Annotated in this window: 15 protein-coding genes; 4 read left to right on the forward strand and 11 right to left on the reverse strand. The window is 49.5% G+C overall.

What is annotated here, in order from left to right; all coding sequences use genetic code 11:
- Window positions 1-29: 29 nt before the first annotated feature.
- From RS891_RS29045 to RS891_RS29065, 5 genes are all read right to left on the reverse strand, one after another.
- The gene (locus RS891_RS29045; protein ID WP_113052934.1) at window positions 30-1,403 is read right to left on the reverse strand and encodes an aspartate aminotransferase family protein; all 1,374 of its coding nucleotides are present in this window, start codon (window positions 1,401-1,403) and stop codon (window positions 30-32) included.
- 164 nt (window positions 1,404-1,567) lie between these two features.
- Complete coding sequence (locus RS891_RS29050; protein WP_315793843.1) at window positions 1,568-2,632, reverse strand: ABC transporter substrate-binding protein; 1,065 nt, start codon at window positions 2,630-2,632, stop codon at window positions 1,568-1,570.
- 99 nt (window positions 2,633-2,731) lie between these two features.
- Complete coding sequence (locus tag RS891_RS29055) at window positions 2,732-3,682, reverse strand: ABC transporter permease (RefSeq protein ID WP_258530605.1); 951 nt, start codon at window positions 3,680-3,682, stop codon at window positions 2,732-2,734.
- Complete coding sequence (locus tag RS891_RS29060) at window positions 3,679-4,503, reverse strand: ABC transporter permease (protein WP_309304323.1); 825 nt, start codon at window positions 4,501-4,503, stop codon at window positions 3,679-3,681. The genes RS891_RS29055 and RS891_RS29060 overlap by 4 nt, the downstream gene beginning before the upstream one ends.
- Window positions 4,472-5,287, reverse strand: a complete 816-nt coding sequence (locus RS891_RS29065; protein WP_315793844.1) for an ABC transporter ATP-binding protein — start codon at window positions 5,285-5,287, stop codon at window positions 4,472-4,474. The genes RS891_RS29060 and RS891_RS29065 overlap by 32 nt, the downstream gene beginning before the upstream one ends.
- Window positions 5,288-5,832: 545 nt before the next feature.
- Between RS891_RS29065 and RS891_RS29070 the strand changes: the two genes are divergently transcribed.
- The 3 genes from RS891_RS29070 to RS891_RS29080 all read left to right on the forward strand — a co-directional run bounded on the left by RS891_RS29070 (window position 5,833) and on the right by RS891_RS29080 (window position 10,336).
- Window positions 5,833-8,055: a methyl-accepting chemotaxis protein gene (locus RS891_RS29070; RefSeq protein ID WP_315793845.1), complete on the forward strand. Its 2,223-nt coding sequence runs from the start codon at window positions 5,833-5,835 to the stop codon at window positions 8,053-8,055.
- Window positions 8,056-8,174: 119 nt separating this feature from the next.
- On the forward strand, window positions 8,175-9,176 hold the full coding sequence (gene moaA / locus RS891_RS29075) for a GTP 3',8-cyclase MoaA (protein ID WP_113052939.1): 1,002 nt from the start codon (window positions 8,175-8,177) through the stop codon (window positions 9,174-9,176).
- Window positions 9,177-9,499: 323 nt separating this feature from the next.
- Window positions 9,500-10,336: a methyl-accepting chemotaxis protein gene (locus RS891_RS29080; protein ID WP_315793846.1), complete on the forward strand. Its 837-nt coding sequence runs from the start codon at window positions 9,500-9,502 to the stop codon at window positions 10,334-10,336.
- A gap of 87 nt (window positions 10,337-10,423) precedes the next feature.
- Here the strand turns inward: RS891_RS29080 and RS891_RS29085 are convergent, their stop codons facing one another.
- Complete coding sequence (locus RS891_RS29085; protein WP_113052941.1) at window positions 10,424-11,032, reverse strand: LysE/ArgO family amino acid transporter; 609 nt, start codon at window positions 11,030-11,032, stop codon at window positions 10,424-10,426.
- 157 nt (window positions 11,033-11,189) lie between these two features.
- Between RS891_RS29085 and RS891_RS29090 the strand changes: the two genes are divergently transcribed.
- Window positions 11,190-12,692, forward strand: a complete 1,503-nt coding sequence (locus RS891_RS29090; RefSeq protein ID WP_315793847.1) for an aminotransferase-like domain-containing protein — start codon at window positions 11,190-11,192, stop codon at window positions 12,690-12,692.
- 113 nt (window positions 12,693-12,805) lie between these two features.
- Here RS891_RS29090 and RS891_RS29095 read toward each other — a convergent pair whose 3' ends face one another.
- The 5 genes from RS891_RS29095 to RS891_RS29115 all read right to left on the reverse strand — a co-directional run bounded on the left by RS891_RS29095 (window position 12,806) and on the right by RS891_RS29115 (window position 18,905).
- Window positions 12,806-13,633 (reverse strand): carbohydrate ABC transporter permease, encoded by an 828-nt coding sequence (locus tag RS891_RS29095; RefSeq protein WP_076287550.1) that lies wholly within the window; start codon window positions 13,631-13,633, stop codon window positions 12,806-12,808.
- A complete protein-coding gene (locus tag RS891_RS29100) occupies window positions 13,630-14,514 on the reverse strand; it encodes a carbohydrate ABC transporter permease (RefSeq protein WP_064641854.1) in 885 nt (294 codons plus the stop codon). Before RS891_RS29100 ends, RS891_RS29095 begins: the two co-directional genes overlap by 4 nt.
- 78 nt (window positions 14,515-14,592) lie before the next feature.
- Window positions 14,593-15,873, reverse strand: a complete 1,281-nt coding sequence (locus RS891_RS29105) for an ABC transporter substrate-binding protein (protein WP_113052943.1) — start codon at window positions 15,871-15,873, stop codon at window positions 14,593-14,595.
- 144 nt (window positions 15,874-16,017) lie between these two features.
- A complete protein-coding gene (locus RS891_RS29110) occupies window positions 16,018-17,118 on the reverse strand; it encodes a response regulator (RefSeq protein ID WP_113052944.1) in 1,101 nt (366 codons plus the stop codon).
- Window positions 17,115-18,905 carry a sensor histidine kinase gene (locus tag RS891_RS29115; RefSeq protein WP_315793848.1) on the reverse strand — a complete coding sequence of 597 codons (1,791 nt, stop codon included), beginning with the start codon at window positions 18,903-18,905 and terminating at the stop codon, window positions 17,115-17,117. The genes RS891_RS29110 and RS891_RS29115 overlap by 4 nt, the downstream gene beginning before the upstream one ends.
- Between the last annotated feature and the right edge of the window lie 43 nt (window positions 18,906-18,948).

The following is an 18,948-nucleotide window of genomic DNA, read 5'->3' on the forward strand; positions in this document are numbered from 1 at the left end:
CCCACTAGATTAGCGCCTCTCCTCCATCACTACCCAGCATCCAAACTACGGAGTGCAGTCAACAAACTGCCAGCGATCAGATCCAATTCTTCCTCGGTGGTGACAAACGGCGGAGAGATGGTCAAAATATTCGCAAATCCCGGTACCGTATCGCCGTTCTTGCCAATCAGAATGCCGTCCTTTTTGCAGCTTGCCAGCACTTTCATGACCTTATCCGCATGAGCAGGCGAACCATCGGCCTCAATCAGCTCCACCCCACAGGCGAAGCCAAATGTTCGGATATCTCCGACCACCGATAACTCCAGCAGCGGCTCCAGCTTATCCCGAAGCAGGTATCCAAGTTCATCGGCACGGCTAACCAGATTCTCTCGTTCCAGAATTTCGAGATTCGCCAGTGCCACGCGGCAGGATACAGGATTGCCCCCGAACGTATTCACATGACGAAAGTGTGAATTGGTTCCGGGTTCTCTGAACGTTTCATACAGATCCGCTCGAACGGCAGTCGCCGATAATGGAGCGTACGCACTCGTCATTCCCTTTGCCATCGTGACGATATCGGGCTGCACGCCATAATTCTGATGACCGAATTTTTGCCCGGAGCGTCCAAATCCGCAGATGACCTCATCCACAATGAACAGCACCCCATAACGCTCACAAATCTCCTGCACGGTACGCATATACTCTGGAGGAGGGACAATCATGCCGCCCCCTGTAATGACCGGCTCCATAATAACCGCAGCTACCGTCTCCGGCCCTTCCCAGCGAATAACCTCTTCATAGATGGTGGCGCATTCCATTCCGCACCCATCCTTGTTTCGTCCAAATGGACAGCGGTAGCAATAAGGAGGCGGTACATGAGAGAAGCCTACACCCAGCGGCTCGTATTTGATTTTGCGGGCGGCTTGCCCCGTAGCGCCCAGTGCGCCCATGGAGTTACCGTGATAGGCACGGTGACGGGAGATGAATTTGTGCCGAGTAGGCTCACCATTCTGATGGTGATACTGACGGGCTATTTTGAAAGCCACCTCATTCGCATCTGAACCCGAGTTGGAGAAGAATATTCGATATTCCCCTTCCAACCAGTCATTCAGCTTCTCTGCCAGCAAAATCGCCGGTTCGTGACTCTGCGTCATCGGTACATATGCGAGTGCTTTCATCTGTTCGTAGGCACTTCTCGCAATCTCCTCACGGCCATGGCCCACATTCACACACCACAGTCCAGACATCGCATCCAGATAATGTGTACCATCCTGATCGGTGATCCAACTACCCTCCCCACTTACCGCAATCATCGGATGATCGTTATGAGGCGAGATGTGATGCCATACGTATTTGCGATCCTTCTCCAGCCATTCTTCCTTCGTACCACCAAGCGGCTGTGGCTGCTGATCAACTGAACTCATTCGTCATCCTCCTCTCCAAGCTGAACCTATGGACTTTACACTTGACCGCTCCGATTGCAGTACCATCTTCCGATGAAGCTTTCTTCCTGAAAGCTTTTAGGCGCACGCTTCGCTTCTTCAAATTGTTCTGAACTCTTTGTTCTTGTGTAAATGTTCGTCCACGCTTATTTCACCGCTTCTTCATAGATGCTTTTCTCCAGTGCTTCATCCAGATTGGCGGCTTTCTTGATCAAGCCATACTTCAGGGCAATATCCGCAGTTCGGGTAAACGATTCATCCACAAAACTGCCCACCTGTTTCTCCGTAAATCCTTCCGGGCGAATCAGCTTAGCAATCTCTTCAAGCATGGTCACCTGATGTTCGCGGGTCGTGCTGCCGTCCGTCACATTCTTCATCACGATATCCACCGTTTCATTCTGATTGTCGATGGCGTAGTTCCAGCCCTTCAGAACGGCACGGGTCACTTTCACCGCGAGCTCTTTATTACTGTCCACCCAATCCTTCTTGGCAATCAGCGTATCCTCCAGCATCCCAACACCGGCATCTTCAATATTGAACACATCCAGATCAGACTCTTTCGTTCCGCTTTCCAGTACCACGTGATATTCGTTATAGATCGTTGCCGTCGCCACATCTACCTGATCATTGAAAAACTGATCCATTGTGAATCCCTGCTTCACCAGTTCAATATCCTTCTTTGGATCAAGGCCGTTCTTCTCCATAAAAGCGAGAACCTGAAACTGCTGGCTACCGAACCATGTGCTCACTTTCTTGCCTTTCATCTGGGCGGGATCGGTAATACCTGCGGACTTCTTGGCAATCAATCGATAACTGCTCTTCTGCGAAATCTGGGCGAGGGAGACCAGCGGAAGACCGTTATCCCGACTGACCAGCAAACTGTCTACCCCAGTGATGCCCACATCGGCTGCGCCGTTGACCACCTGCTGTTCGATCACGATATCCGGGCCACCCGGAATAATCTCGGCATCAATACCTTCATCTGCAAAAAAACCTTTCTCTTTAGCCGCATATATCCCGGCGAACTGAGCCTGAGGCACCCATTTGAGCTGAATCTTCACTTTGGTTAAGGGCTGATCTGACCCTGCCGCTCCCTCCGAGCTGGCAGCGGCAGGGGTGACGGACGGCTCTGATTTCGCAGAGCATGCTCCCAGCATCGCAACGACCAACAGTACCAGCACCAGAAAACCCGGTTTTAACGTTTTGTACATATACAGAACAACCCCCTGTTTATATAAGGATTTTCAATCAGGTACTGTGAAGCCCTGCTTCACGAGTCAATCAATCTGTGGTTGGCACCTTGATGAGCTTTACGGATCGGTACGTGCATGATTCCACGGGATCAGCCGTTTCTCGGCCAGAACGACGGCCTCATACAACACAATACCGAGCACGGCAGCGATAACAATACAGGACCAGGCAAGTGGCATGTTTGCCAGTCGGATCTGATCCGAGAGCAAGTAACCCAGCCCCTGGGAGGCGATGAAAAATTCACCCACAATGGCGCCAATAATGCTGGTCGACATATTAATTTTCAGACCTGCGAAGAGGGAAGGCATTGCATGTGGCCAGCGCAGCTTCACGAAAACCTGCAACCTACTGGCGGCAAGACCACCCATCAGATCACTGTATTGCGGCTGAATCGAGGTCAAGCCCTTGAATAAACTGACAGCCATGGCAGCCATCGTAATTACAGCCACAACGGCAATTCGGGACCAGATACCATCCCCAAACCAGTTGTTCATAATCGGGGCCAGCGCAACAATCGGAACGGCGTTCAGTGCTGACATCACGGCAACCGCCGCCCTGCCGCTCGTCGGGAAAAAGGATGCACCCGCAGCGGCCAAGGCTCCCAGCAAGGAGCCGAGCAGAAAACCACCCAGCATCTCGGTTCCGCTATACATCGCGTATCGGAAAAGCATCTCTGCGTTTTCCCTGATGGACGCTGCAATCGCTGACGGAACAGGCAATTGGTAACTTTCAAGCGAGAATAACTGATGGAACAATCGAAGCTGCCACAGGGTAAGAAATAAGGCTCCGGCAAGCCACGGCAGTAGGCGCAGTCCAATTGATCTTTTGCGAACACCACTACCCAGCCGCCTCTGTCCGGCTTGTCCCTGATGTCCATCGATATCCGTACTTGAAGGGGATGTCACCCTAACCGAATCCGCGATAGACTCCCCAATAGATACCGTACCTGAGACAGCTGCCGTCGCACCCTCCTCACCTTTGCGGCTTACCACCACACTTTCATTCATCATGCAGCACGCCCTCCCTTGCCCCTGAATTCGGGCTGCCATGGGGTTAGCCAGCGCTCAGCAAGGCTGATGGCAAGATACGAGATGAGTCCAATGCCAATGCTGAGCATGATGGTCGCCCAGAACATGCCAATTTGGGCACTGCCATAATACAAGGAACTGACCATCAGTACACCAAGTCCATCCGGGGCTCCCATTAGCTCCACCACAATGGAAGAGGTGACTGCAAGTGGAGCAGCTATTTTCATACCGGAAAACAGACCGGGCAGCGCTGAGGGCAGCAGACATTTGATATAACGCGCAGGCAGGGAAGCTCCACAGGAACGCATAAGCTCCAGATGCTCCGGTGCTGCACTTTTTAATCCTTTGAGTGTGTGGATGATAATCGGGAAGAACGTAACGTAAGCCGCCATTATAATTCGGGCCCACTCGGCGTTATGGATGATGCCATAGACAATGGGCGCAAGACCGATTACGGGCACCATCTGGGAAGAGATGACATACGGAGATAAGGTGCGTTCCACCCAAGCCGCCACACTCATGAGCAGGGCCAACAGCAGACCCAACACGGTCCCACCGGCAAAACCGATCGCTGCATTCCCAAACGTTACGGCCCCCTGTTCAGCCAATGTGCCTGAGTACCGAAACAGGGCTGCGAGAACCTCATGGAGATAAGGAAGACGGGATGCTGCTTGCTGGGGTGACATGAACAAGTGGAGAATCCAGGCGATACCTTCCCACAGGAGCAATACGGACAAAATCCAGATCACTACCCAGGAGCGAAAACCCAGCTTATTGGTGTGCAGGAACATGGATTGGATCACGCTCCTCATAGAAACAATTGCGGATGGTGGTCATCATGCGGTAAAAGGCTTCGGTTTCCCTCAGCTCTCGGTCCCGCTCAGCTGGCAGGTTGACGGAATGAATGGAGTGCACCTGACCAGGGTGTGCGGAGAGGACGATGATTCGATCAGATAGAAATACGGCTTCGGGGATACTGTGTGTAACAAAAAGGAATGTCTTGCCTGTAGATCGCTTAATATCAAGCAGCTCCAGCTGCAGCTTCTCCTTCGTGAATTCATCCAGTGCGGAAAAAGGTTCATCCATAAGCAGCAATGGCGGATCAAGCGCGAGTGCACGTGCAATGGAAACACGCTGCTGCATGCCCCCACTGAGCTGCCATGGATAATGGTCAGCAAAACGGGTCAGCCCGACCATTTCAAGCAGTTCACCACTCATGCGGCGGCACTCCTTCCGGCTTGTGCCGAGCAGTTCCAGTGGAAGCTCTACATTGTGGCGCACCGTGCGCCAATCAAACAGAGCTGGAGTCTGGAACACGATACCGAACTGGCGCTGCAACCGCGCCCGCTCCGGTTCTTCTCCGGCAACACGGATGCTGCCTGTCGTTGGTTGGAGCAAATCGGCTACGAGTCGCAGCAGGGTGGACTTGCCACACCCCGAGGGACCAAGCAGAGAGACAAATTCATTGGAATGGATTTGAAATGAAACATCGGACAAAGCGGTAATTTGTTGTGCTCCACTGCCAAATACAACGGACACATGATCCAGCTCAATATGGCAGGTGTCGGGGACGATGATAGAGGACATAGGCATTCTCCTTTTCGCGGGAAGCTCGCAATCTTTTCACACCAAGGCTGAATGGAAGGTTTATATACACGAACGTAACAGGTTTTGCTTGTTAGGTAATACTATATATCTTTGGGCCGGAATTACATTATACAGACTGTTTTGAATATGGGCCTGTTCATGTTACACAGTGTAAAATAATACCAATTCTCAGTCCTAAACATGTCAATGTCCGTGTATGTTATCTAACATCTTCTTCACTCACACAGAACTCTTGTAATATTCAAATAAAGGCGCATAATCATTTGTATTTATTGAATAAATATTCGGAAAATATGACATATACCCTCGTATTCTTGGTGATTTTCTTGTATAAACATTGATAACAGCATTTTCGCAAAATGCTCATATAGAAGGACGTGAAATCTCGCCCCGATACGGTGTCTGGTTCTGGGATCATGAAGGCGGTGTCATTGATTCCCGTCCACCACCCATAGTGGCTGGATAATCGCGTTTCCGAACAGTCTCGCAAAAGATTTTCAAAATCAGAAATCGGGGTGGTCCGTATGTTTGATTGGCTGGGATGGAGAAAAGGGTGGCCGCTGTGGCGGTCGTATCGGTTGAATGCAAATATTAAGCAAGATGTAGAAGAAATATTTGAGGGGATCGCCGAGACCCGGCGGCAGCTTTTGATGGATTGGGCTGAAGAGCAGTGGAATCATCTGGATCGATTGCTTCAGCAAATACGGACCGTTCATCCGCAGGGTGTACTGCAAAGTACGGAAGATGTACAAGGATTGGAGGTATGGTTCGCAGCAAGTTATGTACGCGCTACGGATAGTACTGAGCTTTTTATGCTGAACGAGCAAAACCAGGTTGTATTTTCTACATATAAGAAACATATTGGACAAGTCTACGAAGATGGAAATGATTTGATAGGACCAGGATTGAGGCATACCCAAGCGGATATCAACGGACAAAAGTGCTTGTTTGGACCTTATTCTGATCCGCTCACACTAGAAATTGGACCACGTTCTTCCACTTTTCACGATGATGTAACCTTGATTTTTATCGAACCTATCATGGAAAACGGCCGTTACATCGGTTCCCTGTGCAGTCGTGTGCCTAATGATGTATTGGGCGATCTGATCCAACGTGAATCAGGCCACATCTACCCCGATTCCGGGGATAATTATCTTTTTATGGCTGAATCAAGACTGCGGCCCACGCTTCAACCCGGGACTGCCCTGTCCCGCAGCCGCTTCGAGGATCTTACATTCACTCATGGGGAGAATCTGAAAGACGGCGTAACCACCGAATGGGGCGTTGTATCTGTTAAAGAACATACCGAATTGGAACTGATGTTTACCGATCCTTCCACCAACGAACTGCATCCTGGTGTAGCGAATACCATTCGCAATGGCTCCAATCTGTTTGTGGCTTTTCCGGGTTATTCAGACTATCGTCATATATCAGTTATTGGTAAAGGCATCACGTTCCAGCTTCCCCACTGTCCGGATCTGTGGGGCATGATGTGTGAAGGTGACCTGGAGGAAGTGTACCGGATACGCAGCATTGGCTGGCGCCAATTCAAGCAGCACAGCTTGTACATCCTGTTGTCGGGCATTGCGGGAGCGGCACTTGTATATGCGCTGACTGGAAGTGCATGGAGCGCAGCAGCCATCGCTGCCTTTAATATCATCTATGGATTCCTGACTGCAAGCCAGCTGCAACGAAAACATGTTCAACGGGTCCATGAGGATTTACGCCGCATTAGCCGATTTATTCGAATTAACGCCGAAGGCAAAGGGGATCTTACCCAGCGTCTGGATACGTCGGCTTTTGCCCAGGATGAATCAGGTGAGCTGGCGAAATGGATTAATAATATGATCGACTCTCTTGAAGGAATTATGCTCAAGGTACAGCTTGCCACCGTGGATGTGATGAACAACCAGCACCAGATGCGGGCGTCAACGGAAACTACACATGGAACAACCGAACGTGTAAATCTCAAACTCGGCTCCATGATTCAGGGGATACGCAAGCAGCTAGAGGACCTGGATCAGGCCAAAGTAGCCGCCGACGAAATGCGCCTCACCTTACAGCAACTTGAAGTGTCCGCCACAGAGCAGATTGACGTTGCGCGTCAGGAAGTGGAGCGTATCGGAGACAAAATGACTCAGATTTCTGGAGCAGTGTCCGACACCAACCATACGATTCTATCTTTTATGTCGACCATGCAGGACATCTACCGTGCACTTGCTGTCATTGATGAAATTTCGGCACAAACCAACCTGCTCGCACTGAATGCTTCCATAGAAGCAGCCCATGTTGGCGAACACGGACGTGGATTTGCCGTCGTTGCCGGTGAAATCCGCAAACTTGCCGAACTATCCCGTTCCTCCACGGAAGATATTCATCAGATTCTGGATAATATCTCTGTAGCGGCAGGAGCAGCCTCACAATCCATCAAGGAAGGCGATCAGGTGCTGGCTGAAGGCACCACCCTTGTTCAGGCTGCTTCGCGTTTGCTCCAAAGTGCGACGGCTGAAGAGCCCCAAAGAACACAGGTTGTAGATCAGGTCGTGGTATTGATGGAGAATATCGCAGCCATCAGCCACAAAAACCGTTCCACGTCTTCGGAGGTGGAAGCTGAGATGGTCGAGCTTATTAACGACATGCTGCACGTTCAGCATTCATCGCACAATGTAGAAGCCATCACGGTCTTCTTGCAACAGCTTGTCGGACAATTTCAACTGACCCCTTCCGATAAAAACGTAATTACCTGACGTCATCATTGACGCGGATTGGAGAAATAGCTAAAATTTGATGCAACTGTTGGTTTAGATATTGTCGGTTCATCTCATATAGAAGCTTTCCAATCTGAATCAATGAAAGGGTGGTCTGCATGGAAATGCTCCAGGATTCTTTTGGCAGAATACATGACTACATCCGTATTTCTGTTACGGACCGCTGTAATTTGCGTTGTGTGTACTGTATGCCCGAAGAAGGCATGGAATTTGCCCCGCATGACCAAATTATGAGCTACGAGGAAATCGCACAGGTGCTCAAAGTGCTGGCTCCAATGGGAATGCGCAAAGTCCGTCTGACCGGAGGCGAGCCTCTGGTACGGAAAGATCTGCATCAACTCGTAAGTATGATCTCGGCCATTGACGGGATTGAAGATATTGCGTTAACTACCAATGCATTGTTGCTGGACAAACAGGCCCAGGCCCTGAAAGATGCTGGACTGAACCGGATTAATATTAGTCTGGATTCCCTGCAGGCGAGCCGGTTCTCCATGATTACTCGCGGCGGGGATGTAAATAAGGTGCTAAAAGGCATTGAAGCCGCCACGGCAGTTGGACTTGCTCCGATCAAGCTGAATGTCGTCTTAATGAAGGGCATCAATGATGATGAGATCAAAGATTTCATTGCCATGACCATAGATCAGCCATTACATGTGCGCTTCATTGAATATATGCCGATTGGGCAGGCTTCAGATTCATGGCGCAAATCGTATTTGCCGCTGGAAGCAGTCACGGACGTATGCGCGGAGGCTGGCTGGACGGTGGAAAATACGACAGGTCCGGCAGGTAATGGTCCATCACGAAACATGAAGATTGCCGGTTCACAAGGGACATTCGGATTGATCCATCCGGTCAGTGATCACTTCTGTGATAACTGCAACCGACTCCGCCTGACAGCAGACGGGCATATCAAAGCTTGTCTGTACTGGTCGGATGAATACAATGTTCGCCGCTTCGTAGATGCCCCCGATGCTATGGCAGCTCTCTTCCTCAAGGCCCTTGGCACCAAACCGAAGAATCACGAAATGGCGCTGGCCCTAGAGCAAAAAATGCAAAGTCATACACCGACGGTACGACGGATGTCCCAGATTGGTGGTTAGAAAAGCGTGATCCGGCGGGTAACACATCCATATGTATGTGCATCAGCGCAGGCAGATATAACAAATGTAAGCACCCGATATACTTCACAAAATACAGCCATTATCAATGTACTAAAAGCTGCTGAGGTCAGATGATCCTCAGCAGCTTTTTTTTCATATATTTTTCTTTTGTCTAACCTTTTTGATCCATTTTCCTGATTTCAAAATTAAAATAAAATTATTCTGCCATTTGCCCTATTTAGGCCTTCAAGAATCCAGCAATTCTGACGATGAATATACAATACATCACGATAATACGCACACATATATAGGAGTTGATCCAATTGAATATTGTTGAAGCACTTGTTGCAGCAAGCCCGTATTTTAAAATCATGCTCAAGGAAAATGATTTGATGATTGCTGTTACCGATATGGAACAGTTCCGGTATTACGTTCGGAGCGAAGATTTGGATCTCGGTATCAAGGCTGGAGATCCGATCTCGCTTGAAGATCCTACACTACGCCGGGCACTTATCCATGGTGAGACTTCAGCCAATCGTATTGAAGCGCATCATTACGGGACTCCCATTAACTCTGCGGCTACCCCGCTTCGAGATGAAGCAGGCCAGATCGTAGGCGCATTGGCCATTGGATTTTCACTCAAAAACGAGGAAAAACTGGAGCACTTCACCGACTTGATCGGAGAAATCAGCGGTAAGTTAACCGATATGGTTCAGACTGTAGCTGCCCAGTCCCAGCAACTGACCGCTTCATCTTCACAGATTTTGGACAACACACGGATGGCGGTGCAAAACTCCAGTGAAGTCACCAAAGTGGCTTCATTTATTCGTGAAATTTCGGAGCAGACGAACCTGCTAGGCCTGAATGCTGCCATTGAGGCAGCTCGAGCAGGAGAAGCAGGCGCTGGCTTTGGCGTTGTTGCTACCGAAGTACGCAAATTATCCACCGGAACCAAAGAAGCTACAGTGAACATTGAACAGTCTTTGAAGGAAGTACAGCATTCCATTCGTCAGATGGAAGAGGAGATTACATCCATCGCCCAATCCAGCAACCAGCAGGCCGAACTCGTCACCGAGTTCAGCGAGGTGATTGATCAACTGAACAATGCATCTCAGGATCTCAAAGCTTTCATTGAATCCATGCTATTGAAGGCAGAATAATATAGAGTACTCATTTGGCGCATTAAGTATATGGCCAGCATATAAACAATCCCCACACGTTTAATGTGAGGGGATTCTTTTCTATTTTTACGAGAGGATCAGCTTCCACAACATCATGCACGCCATTCCGACCATGACTACAGCGGACAACCGATTAAAGAAAACACTGACCCGGCCTGTACGATCTGTTCTACCTACCAGCCTGCCAGCACCTGCCAGTCCCAGAAACCATACCCATGATACCACTGCCGCCGTTATTGCAAAATAAAAGCGTGCCACCCCTTCGTATTGAAGTGAACTGGTGCCGATTACGGCTACCGTGTCCAGCAAGGCATGCGGGTTAAGCAAGGAAACGGAAGCAGCAAAGGCGATCTGTCTTCCCGCAGACAGCACTGCTGCTGAACTGTTCGCAGGCCCGGATGACCTCCATATGCTCCATGCCATATAGAGCAAAAACACACTCCCTCCTGCATACAATACATTCGCCAGAAGCGGCCATTGCAGCAAAATGAGGGACACCCCTCCGACGGCTGCTCCAATCAACAACGTATCACTGAGTCCTGCGGTTACTATAGCTGGCAGCGCCCGTGCATAACTTCGCTGAGTCATGCCCTGATTAAAAATAAACACATTTTGTACACCAAGTGGCAAAATCAGACCAAACGCCAGCACCACCGCGTGAATAATTACACCCATCGTTCATCCCCCTTAGATATGTCTCCATAGTAGTAGAGATAACGTCAGGCGTAACCAACCACTTGGATGGCATCGGACCCAACCAAATGATATAGTGTTCAAAATAAGAGAACACGTAAATCCCATCACTCATTCTATAAGGGAGGCAAATCTACCCATGAATCGTTCCGATTCTCGACAAGGGGGCAGCTGGAAGCCGGACCCCTCCCATTCCCTACCTCTGTACCGACAGATTGAAGTCTATATCAGCGAGAAAATTACAGCCGGGGAATGGACCGCAGGATATCGGCTTCCTTCCCAACGAACATTGGCTCAATCCATGGGTGTGAACCGCAGCACGCTGGTCACTGCACTGGAAAATCTGGCCGCAGCAGGCATGATTGAAGGCAGACATGGAGGCGGAACATATGTCTGTGGCTCTGGCTGGCATGCGCTGGCTCACGGAGCGCTGGCTCACGGAGCCCTGCCCAACTGGGAAGAAGCCATCGAAGAAGGCTGGTATTATCCCAATCTGCCAGAGGTACAGCAGATTAATCGGGCCGAGTTCCAGCCAGGCATCATCAGGCTTGGTACAGGTGAGCTTGCCCCTGAACTGATGCCCCAGGAGGCTTTTAACGACATCCTCCTTGCTCTATCCAGTCATTCTCGTACACTAAACTACCTCGAACCTCAGGGTAGTCTGGAGCTCCGTCAGGCTTTGTCCGTTTACTTGCAAGCAAGTGGCATCCAAGCCTCCCCTGACTCCATTCTGATCGTATCCGGCTCTCTCCAGGCACTGCACCTTATCTCGGTCGGGCTTCTGCCCCGCGGATCGGCGGTCCTGCTGGAGAAACCATCTTATCTGTACTCCATTCATGCCTTCCAATCGGCCGGATTGAAAATGAGCGGCATTCCGATGGATGCCGAAGGAATACACACTCCGCGTCTGGAAGATGCCGTACAGAATAATGCAAACAGGGACAGCATCTCGCTGCTCTACACGATTCCGAGCTTCCATAACCCTACCGGCTCCGTCATGAGTGACAGCCGCCGGGAAGAACTGCTCGCCACAGCACGGAACACCGGCATCTCCATATTGGAAGATGCCGCCTACAGCGACCTGTGGCTGGACAAGCCCCCGCCGCCATCGCTGAAGGCGCGTGATAAAGATGGACGGGTGCTGCATATGGGCACCTTGTCCAAGGCGGTCAGCCCCGGCCTGCGCCTCGGCTGGCTGGTTGGGCCGGAGCCGGTCATCCGTCGCCTCGCAGACATCAAGATGCAGACGGATTATGGCACCAGCTCCCTCGCTCAGGAGGCTGCAGCACTCTGGTTTGCCGATGGATACCATGAGCAGCATATGGATCGCCTGCGGCCAGAACTGCGCAGACACAGAGACTTTATGCTAGATCTTCTGCAACGCGATTTCAGTGAACTCGCCGAGTGGAGCGTACCTGCCGGAGGATTTTATATCTGGCTCCGATTTACCGCCAGTCCTCTATCCATTCGCGAACTGTTCCATGCCTGTCTGGAGAAACATGTGCTGATCCATCCGGGGTATCTCTATGACCGTCTGGATGCAGAGCACATTCGTCTGTCCTATGCCTATGCTTCAACGGATGAGATGGAGCGTGGTCTTCACTTGCTGGCACAGGCAGTCAAAAAGCTGATGACATCATGAAATGAAAAACCGCCTTGATCGGAAGGAATGAATGACATCCCTCAGATCAAAGCGGTTCTTTTGAGTTTTTGTATTAATAAGACAGAAACATCTAGATCGCAAGCAGGTTTTCCTTACCCTTTTACCGCCCCTTCTGCAATGCCCTCCATGATGAACTTTTGGAAGAACGCATAGATGAGAACTACTGGAATCGCGGTAAGTACAAGGGAGGACAGAATCAACGGCCATTCCTTATTGTACTCGCCAAACAGCATGTTCGTGGACAGAATCAGTGTATAGCGATTCACATCCGTCAGCATGAGCAGCGGCAGCAGGAAGTCGTTCCAGATCCACAGGAAGTCCAAGATGGCGATGGTGACCGTAATTGGCAGCAACAGTGGGAAGATGATCTGAAAGAACGTCTGGAACTCATTACATCCATCCATCTGTGCCGACTCTTCCAATTCACGCGGGATGGACTTAACAAACCCGTGATAGAGGAAGATGGCCATGTTTACACCAAGTCCAATATAGATCAGGGCCAATCCGTATGTGCTTCCTTGGACGTGAAGTCCTTTGGCAACCCGTGTCAGCGGAATCATGATCGAGTGAAAAGGAACGAGCATGGATGCCACGAACAGGAAGAAGATCAGGTTGCTCAATCTGCCTGAAGTACGCGACAGCTTGTATCCGGCCAATGAAGCGCAGAATACTATACCGCCAATACCCAGGAAGGATACAATCGCTGAGTTCAAGGAGCTGCCCAGCAGGTTGATTTTGTGAAATGCATCCGAGTAGTTTTCCCAATGAAATGTCGTTGGGAGAGCTATAAAGGACTGGAACATTTCGCCTTGTGTTTTGAATGAGTTCACAATCGCCATGTAGATAGGCAGCATTGCGACGAGGGAGCCCAGCACCAGCAGCAGTCGAATCAGGTAGCTGTTAATTCGTTGCATCCTCATGCTTCCACCTCTTTCTTCTTCATCACCGTAATCTGAATGAGCGTGAAGATGAGCACGATGACGAATAACACAACCGACTTGGCACTGGCATATCCGTATCTAAAATTGTTTGAGAATGCCTCTTCATAGATATTCATCGTAATGACCTGAGTGGCTCTGCCTGGACCGCCACCTGTCAGACCGTACACAACTTCAAATACTTTGAAGGCACCGTTCAGTGTCAGGAAGAAACAGATTGTCACGGCATGAGTAATCATCGGCAATACGACATTACGCAGTACCTGGAACGCGTTGGCTCCGTCAATAACAGCCGCTTCCTTCAGACTCTTCGGCACACCCTGGAGTGCAGCCAGGTAGATGATCATCATATATCCCACACCATTCCAGAGCGATACGATCAGGATGGAGTAGAATGAGAATTTCGGATCACCCAGCCACTGTTGGTCCAAGAAGGAGACCGCCAACTTCTCGGCCAGCTGCGGCAGCACCTGAGAAAAGATGAATGTCCACATAAAGGCGCTGATGATTGTACTGATCATGTTCGGCATGAAAAACAGGGTCCGGAATAACCCCTTGCTGCGCGTCCGTGTCTCAATGAACACGGCGAGCAGCAAGGCAATTCCATTTTGCAGTATCAGCATAAACACCACATATTTCAACGTGAACCACAGGGAATTCAGAAAGTCGGGATCTTCCTTGAACAGCTCCACGAAGTTCCCCAGACCGATAAAACTGTAATCCCGGTTCAGACCATTCCAGTCCGTCAAGCTGTAGAACAAGCCACTAAATGTCGGATACAGCAGGAAAATGGCATAGATGACAAAGGCAGGCGCAGTGAACGCTAGCAGCGACAGATACTTCTTGAATACATTCGTAGCCATTGGTTCTCCCCCTTTTCACTATAAGCAGACTCGCGGAAACGGGGGAACGAAGACCGTTCTGCCAGCCGTTTCATCTGCTTACTTGTTGACTTTGTTGTAGGATTTCCACGCCTTGTCGAGCGCATCAATCACCTGCTGCTGATCCAGTTGTCCGGAGTAGTAACCTTGCAGCGCTTTGCCTGATTCATCCTTAACGGCTTGAGGAATGGAAGGATCTTGATACGCTTTGCCTTCATTAACATATTTCAGGGCATCGTCTACCCAAGGGAAACTTTTGAAGTCATGAATTTTGGCAACCGGATTGAATTTTAGTGCTTCATAGAATGCACTTGAATCCTTGTCATCGAGAACATAGTTCACGAAATCGAGTGCCACTTCCTTGTTTTTGCTGGATGAAGATACGGCCAGTGAAGTCGATGTGCTCAGGTTGATTTTGGTATCATCCGGGTTGTCATTGATTGGCAGTGGAGCTACGCCAAAGTTGATATCCGGATTGGATTTCAGAATGGTTTCTGCAAACCAAGGTCCTTGAATCCACATGGCTGCTTTGCCCGTTGCAAAGGCTGCTGAACCATCATCGCCGCCCACTTCAAGTGCTTTCTCCGTACCATTGGCATTGACGAGATCGAAGATGTCGAACAAGGCTTTCATATCTGAGAAGGAACCTTGATCCTGATTCATCTTATCCAAGAAGTCTTTATGTTCTGACTGAGTCAGTGCACCTACAGTAAGTGGCAGGAACAGTTGTGGAATCCATGCCTCTTTGTAGGACAGTTCAAACGGTGTGATGTTGGCTGCTTTCAGCTTTTCCACGACCGCTTTCATTTCCGTCAAAGTGGTAGGTACCTCTAGCCCCTGTTCTTTGAAAATATCCTTATTGTACAGGTATCCCCAAGATAACGTTTCCAAAGGAACGGCCACGACTTTACCCGACGCATCCGTTACAGAAGGCTTAACGGAATCCAGTAATTTATCGACAAAAGGTTGACCCGAGAGGTCTTCCAGATAACCCGCTTTGCTGAACGGTGGAATTTCATTGACCGCATGAAGTGCGAACACATCCGGTGCATCATTGGAGGCAAGTCGTGTTTTCAGAATCTGCGGCGCATTATCTGCTGGCGGCATCTCCAGTTGTACGTTGACTTCAATATTCTTTTCGGCTTTCTCCTTGGCTTTGAACTGTTCTATATATTTATCGTAATGTTCTTTCAGCCGCGGCTGTGCAATGAATACTTTGAGGGACACCGTACTGCCCGATGCAGTTCCCTCTTCCTTACCATCCGTACCCGCATTGGAACCGCAGCCTGCGAGCAGAACACTCACAAGTACCGCACTTGCTACGCTTTTCCATACTTTCATCTCTTATGACCTCCCGGTGTAACTGGTTTGTCTTTCATAGGATCATTATATATCACGAAATGAAAGCGCTTCATTGGACATTATTAGACTCGTTTATTGGATTATTTTAAACCTTAATCCAATAGTAAACTCTCTGTGAATGAATTATTTAGGGCTGTTACCTGATATTCGAGGTTGTCCCTTTCTCATCTCTCCAGGCGAAACCCCGAAGTGTTTCTTGAACACCCGGTAAAAGTACGATACATCCTCATAACCCGTCATCTCGGCAATATGTTTGAATGGAATCTGATCATCGAGCACCCATTCTTTGGCTCTTGCCATGCGTAATTGGACAATATAGTCGGTCACATTCACGCCGTATTCTTTTTTGAACACCTTGCTGAGATATTCTTTGCTGACAAAAAAGATCTGGGCAAGCTGCTCCAGCGTAATCATCTCCATGCAATGCTGCTCGATGTATTGCTTCACCTCATCCAGGTTCAGCTTGTTCTTGAATTTGCGCTGCGCAATCAGCTGCTCCAACGAAGTATAATAAGGTGCTGATATCCAGTTCACTGCCGATGTGATGGACGCCAGAGCAGTTGGCGGCGGGAGTACAGCTGCTACAGGTTGCTCGCATAAGCCGTTGGAAACACACAGCTCGCCCAATAGCGTCTGCAGTTCGTATGCGATCCGCCCCAGCTGCTGCGGTCTTCGGATATCACTGGTATCAAGTCTGTGCTCCAACTGCCCGAACAGCTCATGCAATCCCTGAACGTTCAAATCGTTAAAACGTAAGCGCGCCTGCTGCTGAAACAACGAGAATTCGCCAGAAAAAACCGATGGATAAGGTTCCCAGGACTCCGGCCCGGACTCGGTCTTTTCCAATTCACGTTTACACTTGGCCAGAACGTTATTCAATTCATCGGGATTTACCGGCTTGAGCAGATAATCGGCGGCACGGTGACGAATCGCATGTTTCGCATAATTGAAATCATCATATCCACTAACCACAATCACTTTGATATGCGGATATTGTGCACTTAGCGTCTGGAGCAGTTCTACCCCGTCTTTACCCGGCATACGCATGTCTGTAATGATAATATGGGGCTGATGCTGCTCGACCAACCGGATCGCCTCTCCGCCATCCTCTGCCTCACCTGCTACCACCATGCCAAGCTCATCCCACGTGCCCAAATTGCGCAAAATATCTCTGTTCCATGGCTCGTCGTCCACTAATAGCACTCTATAATGATCCTTGTTCACGTGATCTCGCCTCCTGTATGGCAAGGAATTCGAACAGTGACACTGGTTCCCTGCCCTTCCCCACTCTCCATGTTCATACCGTATGCAGGCCCAAAGTGCATCACGATGCGTGATGCGGCATTGACCAGGCCGATGCTTGTCCCCGAGCTCCATACTCTGTCTCCTTGCTGGGACAGCTTGGACAATCTCGATTCCATCTCGGCCAACCTCTCTTGATCCATACCCACCCCATTATCGGAAATACGGATGGTTACCTCACGATCTAGTTGGACAACTTGAATGTTCAATTTCCATTCTCCCTGCTTTTTCTCCAAACCATGGACAAATGCATTCTCCACAATCGGTTGCAGGGACAGCTTGGGAATGTAGCAGTCACTCAGCCCGCCTTCAACCTCCAGTTTATATTCAAGTCTGCTGCCAAAACGCTGCTTCTGAATGAGCATATAATGCTCCAACTGGTCCAATTCGGACTGCAATGGCACGAGTCCATCCGGCGCTCTGACAATATAACGAAACATCTCACTTAATGCACGAATAACTTTATAACTGTCTGCCGGCTTCTGCGAGTACACCATACCTCCGATCATCTGCAGCGTATTTTGCAGAAAATGGGGGTGAATCTGAGACTGAAGCGCTTTGAGCTCGGCCGTCTGTTTCTCCAGATTCATGAGATAGTTATCCCGGATATGCTCTCGAATGCGGCTTGCCATACCATGCAGATTTTTCTCCAACAGGCCAATCTCATCCACTCGACCACTGCGCACCACTTCCTTGTCCTTGATCAACTGGATTCCCTTCATGGAATTCGCCAGTCTGACAATCGGCTTGGATGTTCGCCAAGCCACAAATGCTGCCAACAATACCGAAACTACGGTAGCCAGCCCACCCACAACAAGACCATATTTCATCGTTTCCATTGCACTCTCATTGATGATATGGGAAGGTACAATTTTGATCAGACGCATCCCTGACGGATCAATGGCATGATAGAATACATATTCCTTAGCTGTTCGAATGAAACCGGAACCATCCTTTGTAGCTGCAAGCTTTTCCAGTGCCTCTGCTGAAGGCTGTATCTCCTTGTTTGGCTGATAGACCGGACTTCCCGTACTATCCGCGATATACACCGCATAATCCCCCCGGCTGTCCAGCAATTCCAGCGTCTGATTGAATTCGGCCCACTTGACTTCCAGACTGATCGCGCCGATCTGCGCCTGATCCTCAAAACGGTTCATACTGCGGGTCATATGGAACTTCTCCGGATCATTCGGATCATTAATTATCGTAAAGTCCTTATGCTGCTTAAAAAGTTCATGGTATGCCGCAGGAATGTCCGGGACCGATCGAATTCGGCTTTCCATTGAGTTGAAGGTGAACAGCGTATCCAGTTCCTTCAGGTATAATTCCACGCCAAATACATAGTTACCAGCCGAATAATATACACTGTTCAGCATATTGAACACAGCCTTCTGCTCATCGAATCGACTGGCAGCGGGAGCATCCTGATTCAATGCCAAATACTGATGCAGCTCATCGCTGATCTGAATGGAATAAATGAGATTGTTCATCCTAGCGAATTGCTCACCCAAATAGATGGAGGCCCAATTCATATTCGCACGGTTGGTCTCCATGATCTCTTCTTCCATGGAAGAACGGGTATTTTCGGCTGCTACAACCGTCATGGCAATGACGGGCAGAATGGCCAGAAACGTCATGGTGAGGATTAATTTGTTGCGAATGCTGCGTTTGAACGGATCAGTAAGCTTCCGATATAATTCGGTAAACACGAGGCATCCACTCCTGAGCTATGAGCTAAAATAAGATAAACGC

This window comes from Paenibacillus sp. BIC5C1 (genome assembly GCF_032399705.1).
Lineage (GTDB): Bacteria > Bacillota > Bacilli > Paenibacillales > Paenibacillaceae > Paenibacillus > Paenibacillus taichungensis_A.

Bases quoted from the DNA above. Each gene is read 5' to 3' on its own strand.
- RS891_RS29045 (WP_113052934.1), bottom strand. From the start codon at position 1,403: ATGAGTTCAGTTGATCAGCAGCCACAGCCGCTTGGTGGTACGAAGGAA.
- RS891_RS29050 (WP_315793843.1), bottom strand. From the start codon at position 2,632: ATGTACAAAACGTTAAAACCGGGTTTTCTGGTGCTGGTACTGTTGGTC.
- RS891_RS29055 (WP_258530605.1), bottom strand. From the start codon at position 3,682: ATGATGAATGAAAGTGTGGTGGTAAGCCGCAAAGGTGAGGAGGGTGCG.
- RS891_RS29065 (WP_315793844.1), bottom strand. From the start codon at position 5,287: ATGTCCTCTATCATCGTCCCCGACACCTGCCATATTGAGCTGGATCAT.
- RS891_RS29070 (WP_315793845.1), top strand. From the start codon at position 5,833: ATGTTTGATTGGCTGGGATGGAGAAAAGGGTGGCCGCTGTGGCGGTCG.
- moaA (WP_113052939.1), top strand. From the start codon at position 8,175: ATGGAAATGCTCCAGGATTCTTTTGGCAGAATACATGACTACATCCGT.
- RS891_RS29085 (WP_113052941.1), bottom strand. From the start codon at position 11,032: ATGGGTGTAATTATTCACGCGGTGGTGCTGGCGTTTGGTCTGATTTTG.
- RS891_RS29090 (WP_315793847.1), top strand. From the start codon at position 11,190: ATGAATCGTTCCGATTCTCGACAAGGGGGCAGCTGGAAGCCGGACCCC.
- RS891_RS29095 (WP_076287550.1), bottom strand. From the start codon at position 13,633: ATGAGGATGCAACGAATTAACAGCTACCTGATTCGACTGCTGCTGGTG.
- RS891_RS29100 (WP_064641854.1), bottom strand. From the start codon at position 14,514: ATGGCTACGAATGTATTCAAGAAGTATCTGTCGCTGCTAGCGTTCACT.
- RS891_RS29105 (WP_113052943.1), bottom strand. From the start codon at position 15,873: ATGAAAGTATGGAAAAGCGTAGCAAGTGCGGTACTTGTGAGTGTTCTG.